General features: G+C 74.4%; 11 protein-coding genes and 1 pseudogene. 7 read left to right on the top strand and 5 right to left on the bottom strand.

Annotated elements, in window-relative coordinates; genetic code table 11:
• Positions 1–13 precede the first annotated feature (13 nt).
• A pseudogene (locus NP777_RS34640) lies at positions 14–880 on the top strand (polynucleotide kinase-phosphatase); the annotation flags it as partial.
• Between the two features lie 306 nt (positions 881–1,186).
• Here NP777_RS34640 and NP777_RS34635 read toward each other — a convergent pair.
• A complete protein-coding gene (locus tag NP777_RS34635) occupies positions 1,187–2,194 on the bottom strand; it encodes a GlxA family transcriptional regulator (protein WP_256654143.1) in 1,008 nt (335 codons plus the stop codon).
• A gap of 54 nt (positions 2,195–2,248) precedes the next feature.
• On the opposite strand from NP777_RS34635, the gene NP777_RS34630 reads away from it, so the two are divergent.
• The 6 genes from NP777_RS34630 (at position 2,249) to argF (ending at position 10,469) form a co-directional block, all read left to right on the top strand.
• Positions 2,249–3,757 carry an MFS transporter gene (locus NP777_RS34630; protein ID WP_256654142.1) on the top strand — a complete coding sequence of 503 codons (1,509 nt, stop codon included), beginning with the start codon at positions 2,249–2,251 and terminating at the stop codon, positions 3,755–3,757.
• Between the two features lie 86 nt (positions 3,758–3,843).
• Positions 3,844–4,563 (top strand): Crp/Fnr family transcriptional regulator, encoded by a 720-nt coding sequence (locus NP777_RS34625; protein WP_182471449.1) that lies wholly within the window; start codon positions 3,844–3,846, stop codon positions 4,561–4,563.
• A 302-nt stretch (positions 4,564–4,865) separates the two neighbouring features.
• Positions 4,866–6,938 (top strand): hypothetical protein, encoded by a 2,073-nt coding sequence (locus tag NP777_RS34620; RefSeq protein ID WP_256654141.1) that lies wholly within the window; start codon positions 4,866–4,868, stop codon positions 6,936–6,938.
• A gap of 11 nt (positions 6,939–6,949) precedes the next feature.
• Complete coding sequence (locus NP777_RS34615; protein WP_256654140.1) at positions 6,950–7,765, top strand: hypothetical protein; 816 nt, start codon at positions 6,950–6,952, stop codon at positions 7,763–7,765.
• Positions 7,766–8,000: 235 nt separating this feature from the next.
• Entirely contained in the window at positions 8,001–9,230 is a 1,230-nt protein-coding gene (locus tag NP777_RS34610; RefSeq protein ID WP_256654139.1) for an arginine deiminase, read from the top strand.
• A gap of 234 nt (positions 9,231–9,464) precedes the next feature.
• On the top strand, positions 9,465–10,469 hold the full coding sequence (argF, locus tag NP777_RS34605) for an ornithine carbamoyltransferase (RefSeq protein ID WP_256654138.1): 1,005 nt from the start codon (positions 9,465–9,467) through the stop codon (positions 10,467–10,469).
• Between the two features lie 19 nt (positions 10,470–10,488).
• Here argF and NP777_RS34600 read toward each other — a convergent pair whose 3' ends face one another.
• The 4 genes from NP777_RS34600 to NP777_RS34585 all read right to left on the bottom strand — a co-directional run bounded on the left by NP777_RS34600 (position 10,489) and on the right by NP777_RS34585 (position 13,253).
• The gene (locus tag NP777_RS34600; RefSeq protein WP_256654137.1) at positions 10,489–10,923 is read right to left on the bottom strand and encodes an ATP-binding protein; all 435 of its coding nucleotides are present in this window, start codon (positions 10,921–10,923) and stop codon (positions 10,489–10,491) included.
• 194 nt (positions 10,924–11,117) lie between these two features.
• Positions 11,118–11,294, bottom strand: coding sequence for a hypothetical protein (locus NP777_RS34595; RefSeq protein ID WP_256654171.1), 177 nt, complete (start codon positions 11,292–11,294; stop codon positions 11,118–11,120).
• 4 nt (positions 11,295–11,298) lie between these two features.
• Positions 11,299–12,444 carry a galactonate dehydratase gene (dgoD, locus tag NP777_RS34590; RefSeq protein ID WP_256654136.1) on the bottom strand — a complete coding sequence of 382 codons (1,146 nt, stop codon included), beginning with the start codon at positions 12,442–12,444 and terminating at the stop codon, positions 11,299–11,301.
• The gene (locus tag NP777_RS34585; protein WP_256654135.1) at positions 12,441–13,253 is read right to left on the bottom strand and encodes a FadR/GntR family transcriptional regulator; all 813 of its coding nucleotides are present in this window, start codon (positions 13,251–13,253) and stop codon (positions 12,441–12,443) included. Before NP777_RS34585 ends, dgoD begins: the two co-directional genes overlap by 4 nt.
• Positions 13,254–13,263: the final 10 nt, after the last annotated feature.

The raw sequence follows: 13,263 nt of genomic DNA, 5'->3' as shown, positions 1-13,263 counted from the left end.
GGGCGATACTCGGACGGGTGTTCTACTGCGCGGGCTGAGCGACTGCCTCGACCGCGCCGGGCTGTGGCAGGAGCTGGACACCGACTGGCTGCTGCTGGACGCCGAGTTGATGCCGTGGTCGCTCAAGGCCGAGGGGCTGCTGCGCCACCAGTACGCGGCGGTGGGCGCCGCCTCGCGCGCCGTCTTCCCCGGTGTCCTCGCGGCGCTGGAGGGCGCGGAGGCGCGCGGGGTCGAGGTGTCCGCGCTGCTCGGCAAGCAGCGTGACCGGGCCTCGGACGCGGCCGCGTTCACCGATGCCTACCGGCGCTACTGCTGGCCGGTCGACGGGCTGGACGGCATCCGGATGGCGCCGTTCCAGATCCTGGCCGTCCAGGGCCGCAACCTCGCCACCGCGCTGCCGCACGATCAGCAGCTCGCCCTGATCGACCGGATGATCGAGGCGGAGAAGCCGGCCGCCGACGGCGCCCGGCTGCTGGCCCCCACCCGCCGGCTGATCGTCGACACCGAGGACGAGGCGTCGGTCGCGGAGGGGGTCCGCTGGTGGCTGGACCTGACGGCCGAGGGCGGTGAGGGCATGGTGGTCAAGCCGCTCCAGGGCTTCGTCCGCAAGGGCGACGGGCGGCTGGTCCAGCCGGGCGTGAAGTGCCGGGGCCGCGAGTATCTGCGCATCATCTACGGCCCGGAGTACACCCGCCCGGAGAACCTGGCCCGGCTGCGCGAGCGCCACCTGGGCCATAAGCGCTCCCTCGCCCTGCGCGAGTACGCGCTCGGTCTGGAGGCGCTCGACCGGCTGGCGGAGGGCGAGCCCCTGTGGCGCGTCCACGAGGCGGTCTTCGCGGTGCTCGCGCTGGAGTCGGAGCCGGTGGACCCACGGCTGTAGGGGCGACGGTCCGGGGGCGTTCGGCGGGTCTTGGCGCCTGCGGCGGGCTGCTCCCCTCCCCGCCCCTTCCCGTAACTGGGGCTCCGCCCCGGACCCCGCTCCTCAAACGCCGGAGGGGCTGATTTCAGCCCGTCAGGGGGCACCTCCCAGCGGTAGCTGGGGGAGATTGAGGACACGCCCGAAGGGCGTCCGGGGGCCAGGGGCGGAGCCCCTGCCACGCGGCGGAGCCGCATATCGATGCTGCGGGAAGGGGCGGGTAGGGGAAAGCAGCCCGCCGCAGGCGTAACGATCCGCCGACCCCCGGGCTCAGACGGCCGAGGCCGTCCCCGCTTCCCGGGCGCGGAACGCGCGGCGGTAGTCGTGTGGGGGCACCCCGACCGCTCGGGTGAAGTGGCGGCGCAGGTTGGCCGCCGTGCCCAGTCCGCACAGCTCCGCGATCCGGTCCACCGGCAGGTCGCCGCCCTCCAGCAGTTCCCGGGCGCGGGCGATCCGCTGGCCCTGGAGCCAGCGCAGCGGCGTCGTGCCGGTGGCGGCGTGGAAGCGGCGGACCAGGGTGCGCGGGCTGGTGTGGGCGCGGCGGGCCAGGTCGGCCACGGTCAGCGGTTCGTGCAGCCGCTCGGCGGCCCAGTGCAGCAGCGGGGCGAGCGAGTCGTCGGTGCGCTCCGGCAGCGGCGCCTCGATGTACTGGGCCTGGCCGCCCGGCCGGTGGGCGGGCGCGACGAGCTGCCGGGCCAGGGTGTTCGCCGCCTCGGTGCCGTAGTCCTCGCGCACCAGGTGCAGACAGACGTCGATGCAGGCCGTGGACCCGGCCCCCGTCAGCACATCGCCGTGGTCGACGTAGAGCACGGACGGATCGAGCCGTACGGCCGGATAGCGCTCGGCGAACAGCGCCGCGTACATCCAGTGGGTGGCCGCCGTACGGCCGTCGAGCAGTCCGGTCGCGGCCAGGGTGAACGCGCCCGAGCACAGCGACACGATGCGGGCCCCGCGCCCATGGGCCGCGCGCAGCGCGTCGATCAGCTCCTGGGGCGGATCGCCGCGCACATCGGCCGAGGCCGGGACGATCACCGTGTCCGCCGCGATCAGCTCCTCGGTGCCGTACGGGGTGTGGGCGGCGAACCACGAGCGGGCGGCGACCGGCGCACCGGCCCCCTCACCGCCCGGCCCGATCGCACAGACCCGCAGCTCGTACCAGGGGTCGGGGAGTCCTGGGCGATCGGATCCGAAGACATGGCAGGGCACCGCCAGATCGAAGATCGGCATGCCCGGGGTGACGGCGAGGGCGATGGACCGCATGGCAGAAATGTAGCGCATGCTGTCACTCCTGCCACTCGTTCCGCCGTGCCCCCGGGCCGATGCTGGACAGGCATGACGACCCCTTCCTCGAAGGCCCAGGGGAGCGGTGTGCCCGCGCTCACTCCTGGTACGCCCGCCCCCGACGCGGCCCCCGGCGGCCGCCGCTGGCTGATCCTCGCCGTCGCGTCGGCGGCCCAGTTCCTGGCCGTGCTCGACATGATCGCGGTCAATATCGCCTTCCCCGCGATCGGCGCGGACTTCCGCTCGGCCTCCACCGCCGAGCTGTCCTGGGTGCTCAACGCCTACACCATCGTGCTCGCGGCGCTGCTGGTCCCGGCCGGGCGGCTGGCGGACGCGATCGGCGGGCGGCGCTCGTTCCTGACCGGCATCGCGCTGTTCGGGCTCGCCTCCCTCGCCTGCGGGGCCGCCCCCGGCCTCGGCACGCTGATCGCGGCGCGCGTGGTGCAGGGCGTGGCGGCCGCCGTCCTGGTGCCCACCTCCCTCTCGCTCGCCCTGCCCGCCTTCCCGCCGCGCGAACGGGCCACGGCGGTCGGCGTCTGGACGGCGGTGAGCGCGGTCGCGGCGAGTTCGGGGCCGGTGGCGGGCGGTCTGCTGGCCGCCTCCGACTGGCGCTGGATCTTCCTCATCAATCCGCCCGTGGTGCTGCTGGCCTGGGCGGCCGGGCTGCGGCTGCTGCCGCGCACCGCCCCCGTCCGCGGTGCGCGCCGCCGCCTCGATCCGCTGGGCACGCTGCTGGTCCTCCTCGGCACCGGGGCCCTCACCACCGCCTGCGTCGAGGCCGCCGACTGGGGCTACGGCGCCCCGGCCACCCTCGGCTTCCTCGCCGCGGGCCTGGTCCTGGGCGCGCTGGCGGTGGCGCACGTGCGCCGCCACCCGGACCCGGTGGTGGACCCCGCGCTGTTCCGTACCCGTGCCTTCACCGCCGCCGCGCTCGGGCTGCTGAGCTACTTCCTCGCCTACTCCTCCGCACTCCTCGCCGCGACCCTGCTGTTCACCGGGGTGTGGGGCTGGTCCCCGGCCGATGCGGGCCTCGCCGTCACGCCCTGGCCGCTCACCGTCCTGGTGGTGTCGATGCTGTCGGGGCGGATCGTACGGGCGCTGGGGGAGCGGACCACGGCGATCGTGGGCGGGCTGTGCTTCGCCGCGGGACCGGCGTGGTGGCTGCTCCTCGCGGGCGGCGGCGGTGGGCGCTACGCCGTGGAGTTCATGCCCGGCCTGGTGCTCACCGGGCTCGGCGCGGGGCTCTACCAGCCGGTGATGTTCGCGGCCGCCGGACTGCTTCCGGCCCGTCAGCTCTCCCTCGGCTCCGGGGTGCTGATGATGTCCCGGCAGGGCGGCTCGGCCCTGGGCGTCGCGGCGCTGGTCGTGATCACCGGCGGCGCCGCGCGGCCGGGTCCTGACGCGCTGCGCGCCGGGTGGGTCTGCACGGCGGTGACGGCCGCGCTCGCGGCCGTCGCGGGCGCCGCGCTGCGCACACCCGTTCGTACCGATCCCGGGGAGACGCGTACCGACCCCGGCGAGGGCCGTGGATCCGGCACGGACCCGCTGCGGCGCCATTGACGTGCCCGTGCCACCTGCCTAGCGTGCTGAGCGGTCCCTGGGTTCTCCGCAGGCAATGACGACGACGAGCTGAGCGGGGAGGGCGGATGAGTCTCTTCGAGGACGGACGGCCCTTCCTGCACGCGCTCCCCGCCGAGGACCGCCGCGCGCTGCTCGCCCTCGGCACCCCCCGCGCCTACGCCCCCGGCGAGGTCGTGCTGCGCGAGCACGACCGTACGACCTTCGTCGTGGCGATCACCTCCGGCTGGGCCACCGTCTCGGTGGAGACCGAGCGCGGGGTGCGGCTGATCCTGGCGCTGCGCGGCGCGGGCGAGGTGGTCGGCGACCAGGCCGCGGTGGACCACGGCTCGCGCAGCGCCACCGTCACCGCGCTCGGCCGGATGGAGGCGGTGGTGGTCTCCGGCGACCGGTTCCGGGCGTACCTGGCCGCGCGTCCCGTCGCGACCGTACTGATCATGCGTCAGTTCAGCTCCCGGCTGCGCAGCTCCGACGGGGAGCGGCGGTCACTCGCCTCCGAGAAGGTGCTGCAGCGGCTGGCGGCCCGGCTCGTGGAACTCGCCGAGCGCACCGGCCACTCCGGCGCCGACGGCACCATCACCATCGATCTCCAGATGCCCCAGCACGACATCGCGGCCGCGGTGGGCTCGACCCGGGAGGCGGTCGCCAAGGCGTTGCGGCTGCTGCGCGGCCAGGGCGTGGTCCGGACCGCCTCGCGCCGCTTCGAGGTGATGGACATCGGACTGCTGCGGCTGCTGGCCGAGGGCCGCGCGACGGGGGAGCAGATCCCGGCGCGCCCTCGCGACTGAGTCTGAGCGCGGGCGCGCACTCCCCGGCGTTTTGACGCGACTGTGTAAACGGCTACAGCCGTCCCGCCGTTCCCCGGCGACCCTGGAGTTGGCACAGGGCGCGGGACCGTGAGCGACGGGGGTGCGCACGGCCCGGCCGCTGTCCGGTGACGGCCTGCCGGGCAGGGCATGAGCGCCCCGCACCGGAGAAGGGCGGCGGGGTGGGCCGGGGGACGAGCCCCGCCGCCCGCTTCCGGCATTCACCGGCACCCCCTCACCACCACATCGCGAGACGGGGGCCACGGCATGAAGGACGGCGGGCGATGAGCGCACCGGAAGACCTCGGCGCACCGGAAGACGTGAGCGCCCCGGCACCGTCGTGGGGACGACGGCTGGACATCCCCCAGGGCGGTCCGCTGGACGGGGCGGGCCAGCCGGGCGGCGCCCGTACGGCCCGCGAGGCCCGCGCCCATCTGCACATCGCCTACGGGCCCGCCCGGATGTGCGCCGATCCGGCGCCGTACCCCCTGGCCGAAGGCCCGGTGCCGCGCGAGGAGCTGGCCCGGCTGCGCCGGCTCCACCTTGCCGTCCCCGGGCATGCCGCGATGCGCGACCACCTGCGCCGCACCCACCTGCTGGCGCTGTGCGGCGAACCCGGCACCGGCCGCGCCTGGACCGGGCTCGCCCTCCTCGCCGAATTGGCCGAAATCACCGGCGGCGGGGTCTCCCGGCTGGGATACGCCGGCCCGGACGGGGCGTCCGGCGTGGAGAAGACCGAGCGCGGCCACGGCTATCTCCTCGAACTCCCCGCCGACCAGGCCGAATCCACGGCCGAGCCGCTGCTGGCCCGGCTGCGCGCCCACTTCGCCGAGCACGAGGCGTTCTGCGTGGTGCTGGTCGCGGGCGGCCCGGCCGCCGACCGGTTGCTGCGCGGCCGCCGTCACGCCGTGGCGTACCGGCCCCCGGCCGCCGCCGACGTCCTCGACCGCCACCTCACCGAACTGCTCGCCGACCGCCCCGCCGGACTGCTGGAGACGGCGCGGGCCACCGCCCGCCGCCCCGAGCTGGCCGAGGCGCTCGGCCTGGACGAGCCACGGCCCGGCGAGGCCGCCCGGCTGGCCGGGCAACTGGCCGCGCACGCCGAGGGCCGGCTGTCCGACGAGCGGCTGCTGGAGCACTGCCGGTCGTTCGCCCCCCACCAGGCCCGGGAGTGGTTCATCGAGGCCGGGCACCCCGGCACCCTGCCCGCCGCGCTGCCCGCGCTGCGCGCCGCCGCGCTGCGGATCGCGCTCGCCGTCTTCGACGGTTCGGCGCACAGCGTCATGACGGAGGCCGCCGAGCTGCTGGCCTGGGAACTGGCCGTCACGCTCGATCCGCAGTACGCGCCCGGCCGCCCGCTGTTCTCCGCCCGCCCCGGGGCCTGCCTCGCCACGGCACGCGCGGTCCACGGCGAGGGGGTGGAGGACCTCGGGGACGCCTCGGTGCCCGTGCGCGCGGTGTGGTTCGAGGGGCGGCGGCTGTCGCCCGCCGTGCTCCACGAGGCCTGGGACGCCCACCACAACCTCCGCGGTCCGATGGCCCGTTGGCTGCGCGGGCTGTGCGACGACCCGCGCCCCCAGGTGTGGGTGCGCGCGGCGGTCGCGGCGGGCGTGCTGTGCGCCCGCGACTACCTCTACGGCCTGGTCGAGCTGGCGCTGCCGCTGGCCCGCACCGACAGCCCGGTGCAGCGGATGGCCGCGGCCACCGCGCTCGCCGAGGCGTCCCGCGCCCACGAGGTGCGCCCCGCCGTGCACGGGCTGCTGCACGACTGGGTGCGCGGCGACGACGAACGGGAGCGCGAGACCGCCGCGCTCGCCCACGGCTACGGCCTGGCGGCGGGCTCCGTCGCGGCGTCCCTGGAGGAACTCGGCCGGCTCGCCCGCGCCGACGACGGCCGCACCACCTCCTACAGCGTGGTGCGGCTGCTGGCCGGGGCCGAGCCCGGGACCGTACTGACCGCGCTCACCCACTGGCTGCGCGACACCCGGCGGGCCCGCCGCGACCTGGCGCTGCTCGCGACGTTGCGCGCGGTCACCACCCGCACCTCGCATCTGTGGGGTCTTGGCGAGGTGCCGGAGCTGGAGCCGTACGCCGCCTGGCCGCTGGCCACGGCGCTGCTCGCGGCCCATCCGGAGTGCGGGCCACGGCTGGCCGAGCTGCTGCGGGCCGCGCTGACCTGGGCCAGATCGGCGGGGGCGGCAGAGGACGCGCTGGTCGGCTGGATCCGGCGGGCGGCGGGGGACGAGCGGCAGCTGGCCGTGTTGTGCGACTTCCTGCCCCGGCTGGCACAGGACGGCGACGAACCGCTCGACGCCGGGGCGGCCACGCGAATACGGGAGGTGCTGGAGGCACTGTGAGGAGAACGTCGATGGTGAAAGAGACAGCGGACCAGACGGGCACGGAGATCACCCACGAGACCACACACGGCCACGGCCACGCTCACGCCCACGAGAGCCCGGCGAGCGCGGGGGCGCGCCGGATCTCGGTCACCGGAGCGCGGATGTTGCGCGAGGCGCTGCGCCAGGGCGGGGAGGCCCTGTCCGCGGCGCTGCGGGAGGCCGACGACGGCCTGCTGCTGAGCGCGCTCGACGAGGGGCTGCCCGCCGAACGGGCCACCCGCGTCGTGGTCGAGCTGGTGCGCCGCGCGCCCGAGCGCGGCCCGGAGCTGGCGGACGCGGTCTGCGAGAAGGTGCTGCTCGCCCAGCTCTATCTCGACCCGCCGCACCACGCCCCGGGCGGCGCGGGCGGCGCGGGCGGACCGGCCCCGGACCCCGACCGCAGGCTGCGGGTGCGCAACGCGCTGATGCTGTACGAGGGGCTGGTCCGCCCGTACGCGCGGCGCGGCGCGGTGCCGGAGCTGATGGCCTGCGTCCTGCCCGGCCTGTGGACGGCCGGGGACGGCGCGGGCCGCGAGGTGGTGCGCCGGATCGTCGGCACCCGGCAGAGCACGGGGTTCGGCGAGAAGGGCTGGAAGGCGCTGTTCGGCGGCGTGGCCGAGGAGTCCCGGGAGCACCAGGAGGCGGCGGCCCGCGCCGCCCGGCGCGCGGCCCGGCGGCGCCGGTGGCGCGGCGGCGCCGAGGACGGCAGCCGTATCGATCTGAAGCCCGGCCAGCTGTGGGTCTCCGCCCTGCTGGGGTTCATCGCGGTGGCGCTGGTGCTGATCGTGGTGATCGCGGCCGGCTGAGCGCTCGGCGGGAAGGCCGCGAGGTGCCGTCGTTCATCTGCGGCTGCGTCGTGGCTGGTCGCCCACGCGGCGGAGCCGCATATCGACACAGCCGCGGCGGAGCCGCAGATCGGCACGGCCCCGCGCCTCTTCGGGGCGCGGACCCGGACCCGGGCCCCGCCCCCGCCGGGACCGACACGGGCATCAACGGGGACCGGAGCATTCACAATGGGCGCCGAGCGGCGAAGATGGGGGCATGGGATTCCATGTCGACTCCGAGGCCGGGCGGCTGCGCCGCGTCATACTGCACCGCCCCGACCTGGAGCTCAAGCGGCTCACCCCCACCAACAAGGACGCCCTGCTCTTCGACGACGTCCTCTGGGTGCGCCGCGCCCGCCAGGAGCACGACGGCTTCGCCGACGTGCTGCGGGACCGCGGGGTCGAGGTGCATCTCTTCGGGGACCTGCTCACCGAGAGCCTGACCCTGCCGGACGCGCGGGCGCTGGTGCTGGACCGGGTCTTCGACGAGAAGGAGTACGGGCCGCTGGCCACCGACCATCTGCGCGCCGCCTTCGACGAGCTGACCGCTCCGGAGCTGACCGGGGCGCTGATCGGCGGCATGACCAAGCGGGAGTACCTGGAGCGGTACCCGGAGCCGGTCTCCGTCCGCTTCCACGCCATGGAACCCGATGACTTCCTGGTCAATCCGCTGCCGAACCACCTCTTCACCCGGGACGCCTCCGCGTGGGTGTACGACGGGGTGTCGATCAACGCGATGCGCTGGCCCGCCCGCTGGCACGAGACGGTGCACTACGAGGCCGTCTACCGCCATCACCCGCTCTTCGCGAAGGAGGACTTCCACGTCTGGTCGGAGGGCCAGGCCGCGTACCCCTCCACCATCGAGGGCGGCGATGTGCTGGTGCTCGGCAAGGGCGCGGTGCTGATCGGGATGAGCGAGCGGACCACTCCGCAGGCGGTGGAGATGATCGCCCACCGGCTCTTCGAGGCCGGTTCGGCCCGGACGATCGTGGCGCTCGACATGCCCAAGGGGCGGGCCTTCATGCACCTGGACACCGTGATGACCATGGTGGACGGGGACACCTTCACCCAGTACGCGGGGCTGGGCATGCTCCGCTCGTACACCATCGAGCCGGGCGCGGGCAGCGAGGACCTCAAGGTCACCGACCATCCGCCGGAGCATATGCACCGCGCGATAGCCGCGGCCCTCGGCCTGGACTCCATCCGCGTGCTCACCGCCACCCAGGACGTCCACGCGGCCGAGCGCGAGCAGTGGGACGACGGCTGCAATGTGCTCGCGGTCGAGCCGGGTGTGGTGGTCGCCTACGAGCGGAACGCGACGACCAACACCTTTCTGCGCAAGCGCGGGATCGAGGTCATCGACATCCCGGGCAGTGAGCTGGGCCGGGGCCGGGGCGGGCCGCGGTGCATGAGCTGCCCGGTCGAGCGGGACCCGGTGGAGCCGTAAGGGCCGGAGTTTCGCCCTCGAACCGTAGGCCGAGATTCGCCATCGAGCCGTAAGGCCAGGATTCGCCCTCGAACCGTAGGGCCGAGATTCGCCATCGAGCCGTAAGGCCAGGATTCACCCACCCGTCTCCGCATATATGCAGAGCGTCGTATATGCTTCCATGGTTCCGGGCCGCGGCACCCCGCCGTAGCCGCTGATCCGCCACGTGTTCGCCGTGACCTAGGAGCCACCCTTATGGCGATTGACCTCACCGGCCGCCACTTCCTCAAGGAGCTGGACTTCACCGCCGACGAGTTCCGCCGCCTGATCGATCTGGCCGCCGAGCTGAAGGCGGCCAAGCGCGCGGGGACAGAGGAGCGACGGCTGCGGGGCCGGAACATCGCCCTGATCTTCGAGAAGACCTCCACCCGTACCCGCTGCGCCTTCGAGGTCGCGGCCGCCGACCAGGGCGCCTCGACGACCTACCTCGATCCGGTCGGCTCCCAGATCGGTCACAAGGAGTCGGTGCGCGACACCGCGCGGGTGCTCGGCCGGATGTACGACGCGATCGAGTACCGGGGCCACGGCCAGGGCGTCGTGGAGGAGCTCGCCGCGCACGCCGGGGTGCCCGTCTACAACGGCCTCACCGACGAGTGGCACCCCACCCAGATGCTCGCCGATGTGCTGACCATGACCGAGCACAGCGACAAGCCGCTGGATCAGGTCGCCTACGCCTACCTCGGCGACGCCCGGTACAACATGGGCAACTCCTACCTCGTCACCGGCGCCCTGCTGGGCATGGACGTCCGGATCGTCGCGCCCAGCCTGCTGTGGCCCGACAACACCATCGTGGAGCTGGCCCGGCAGCTCGCCACCACCTCCGGCGCCCGGATCTCGCTCACCGAGAGCGTCGAGGAGGGTGTGCGCGGCGCGGACTTCGTCGCCACCGACGTATGGGTGTCCATGGGTGAGCCCAAGGAGGTCTGGGACGAGCGGATAGCGCTGCTCGGGCCGTACGCGGTGACGATGGACGTGCTGCGCGCCACGGGCAACGACGCCGTGAGGTTCCTGCACTGCCTGCCGGCCTTCCACGACCTGGGCACCGACGTCGGCCGGGAGATCCACGAGCGGCACGGGCTGACCGAGCTCGAGGTCACCGACGAGGTCTTCGAGTCCGAGCACTCCGTCGTCTTCGACGAGGCGGAGAACCGGATGCACACGATCAAGGCGGTGCTGGTCGCGACGCTCGGCGCCCGGTAGCCCTTTCGGCGGGCGGCCCTCAGCCCTCCGTGGGCGGGAGGACGAACCAGACGGCCTTGCCGTAGGGGGTCGGCCGGTAGCCCGCGTCGGCGCTGAGGGTCCGGATCAGCAGCAGACCGCGTCCGCCCTCGGCGAGGCCGTCGGGTCTTTTGGGCTCCTCGGGGCGCCCCAGCGAGTCCAGCCCGCCGGGCGGATTCGGGTCCTGGTCGTGCACCTCGACCTGCCAGCCCCCGGTCGGCACCAGCTCCACCACCAGCTCTATCGGCTCGTCGCCGCTCGTGTGCCGCACCGCGTTCGCCACCAGCTCGGCCGTCAGCAGCTCCGCCGTGTCACCGTCCACGGGCGCCCCGATATCGGCCAGGGTGTTCCGGATCAGCGCACGCGCCAGCGGTACGGCGGCCGTCGTGTGCGGGAGGGCGAAGCGCCAGGTGGCGGCGTGGGAGGGATCGGGCACGGAGGGCGTCCAGTCGGTCGGCGTGCAGCGGAGTACCGCAGCCCTTGACGGTATGAAGCGGACGATAGTTCCGGAAGGGGCTGTGGGCCACTCTTGACAGGACCTAGGGACCGAAAGGCGCATTCACGCCATACGAGGCAAATGGGTGGCGCCGGTCGTCCGGCGGGAGGCTCGGCGCGCGGCGCATGACGGCTTCAGCGAGGCTTGACGGTGGGTACGCACTCCTCCAGGCCGCCCGCGTCCACGAAGGCGTCCCCGGGCGACACCCGCTCCCGCTCGGGGGCCGGGCGGCGCCACAGCCATTCGTGTCCGTCCGCGCGGAGCGAGGTCCAGCGGCCGCCGTGCGCGGGGTCGGTGACGATCTCCAGCACGCCGTCACCACTCCGCGAAGGAGCCGTCGGGGTGCCGCCAGACCGGATTGCGCCAGGCGTGCCCGGTGCGGTCGGCCGCGCGCACGGCCGCCTCGTCGATGGTGACGCCGAGGCCCGGCGCGTCGCCGCGCGGCGCATGACCGGCCACGAAGCGGAACGGCTCCGGGTCGACGAGGTAGGACAGCAGATCGGCGTCCTTGTTGTAGTGGATGCCCCGGCTCTGCTCCTGGATCAGGAAGTTCGGCGTCGCGAACGCGACCTGGAGGCTGGCCGCCAGCGCGATGGGGCCGAGCGGGCAGTGCGGGGCGAGTTGGGCGCCGTAGGTCTCGGCGAGCGAGGCGATGCGGTGGACCTCGGAGATACCGCCCGCGTGGGACAGGTCGGGCTGTGCGACGGCGATGCCCGCGGCGAGGACCGGCAGGAACTCCGTACGCCCGTACAGCCGTTCACCGGTGGCCAGGGGCACCGGGCTCGCGGCGACCAGGCCGGGGAGCAGATGGCCGTGCTCGGGGACGACGGGCTCCTCCACGAACAGCGGGTGGAGGGCGGCCAGTTCGGGCAGGACGCGGCGGGCCCCGGCGGCGGTGAAGCGGCCGTGGAAGTCGACGGCCACGTCGCGGTCCGGGCCGAGCGCCTCGCGGGCGGCGGCCACGCGGTCCACGACCGCGGCGGTCTCGGCCGCGGTGGGAATCGGGGAGGTCGCCCCCGCGCCGTTCATCTTCACCGCCGTGAAGCCCGCCTCGACCTGCGCGGCTATCTGCTCGGACAGCTCCGTCGGCTCGTCGCCGCCGACCCAGGCGTACACCCGGACGCGATCGCGCACCGGGCCGCCAAGCAGGGCGTGCACGGGGGCGCCGTAGGTCTTGCCCGCGATGTCCCACAGGGCCTGGTCGAGACCGGCGACGGCGCTGGACAGGACGGGTCCGCCGCGGTAGAAGCCGCCCTTGGTGAGCACCTGCCAGTGGTCCTGGATGCGCAGCGGATCCTGGCCGATCAGATAGCCGGCGAGGACGTCGACGGCCGCGCGCACCACCTCGGCGCGCCCCTCGACCACGGGCTCGCCCCAGCCGACCACGCCGTCGTCGGTCTCGACGCGGCAGAACAGCCAGCGCGGTGGCACGAGGAAGGTCTCGATACGGGTGATCTTCACTGACCGGTGGGCCTTTCCATGTCGTCGGGGGAGCCGCTGATGTCGTGGGATTCGCCGGTGCCGGGGGAGCCGCCGGTGCCGGAGGAGCCGCCCGTGCCGGGGGAGCCGCCGATCCGGTCCAGGTCGCGGCCGGCCTGGTCGAGCAGGGCCCGCATGGCGGCCTCGGCGGCCCGCGGGTCCCGGGCGCGTACGGCGTCCAGGACGGCGCGGTGGGCGGGGACCGGATCCTCGCTGTGCGGGGAGCTGTGCACGATGCGATCGCGGTGGGCGAGGCCCGACTCGATCACCATCTCCATGCGTTCGAGGAGTTCGTTGTGGGTGGCGGCGAGCAGCGCGCGGTGGAAGGCGAGGTCGGCCTCCACCGCGTGGGCGGCGTCGGAGCCGCCCTGTCCCATCGCGTCCACGGCGGCGTCCAGGGCGGCGAGGTCGGCGTCGGTGCGCCGCTCGGCGGCCAGCCGTACCGCCGCCGGTTCGATGATGCCGCGCACCTCGGCGAGGTTGCGCAGCAGCGCGCTGTCCGCGTCGGTGGTGCGGTCGCTCTCGAACTGCCAGCGCAGGACGTCGGCGTCGAGCAGGTTCCAGTCCGAACGGCTCCGCACGAAGGTGCCGCGCTTCTGACGGGCGTCGACCATCCCCTTGGCGGCCAGCACCTTCAGCGACTCGCGCAGGGCGGTGAGGCTGACATCCAGTTCGCTCTGCAGGGCGACCAGGTCCAGGGTGGATCCCTCGGGGAGGTCGCCGCTCAGGACGCGGCGGGCGAGGGCCTCCACGGTCTGGCCGTGCACGCCGCGGCGGGCGTAGGGCGTCATGTCGTACTGC

Source organism: Streptomyces rugosispiralis (assembly GCF_024505145.1).
In the GTDB taxonomy this organism is placed as follows: domain Bacteria; phylum Actinomycetota; class Actinomycetes; order Streptomycetales; family Streptomycetaceae; genus Streptomyces; species Streptomyces rugosispiralis.
Note: the sequence above shows the minus strand (reverse complement) of the source record. Positions and strands in the feature narration are given on the sequence as shown.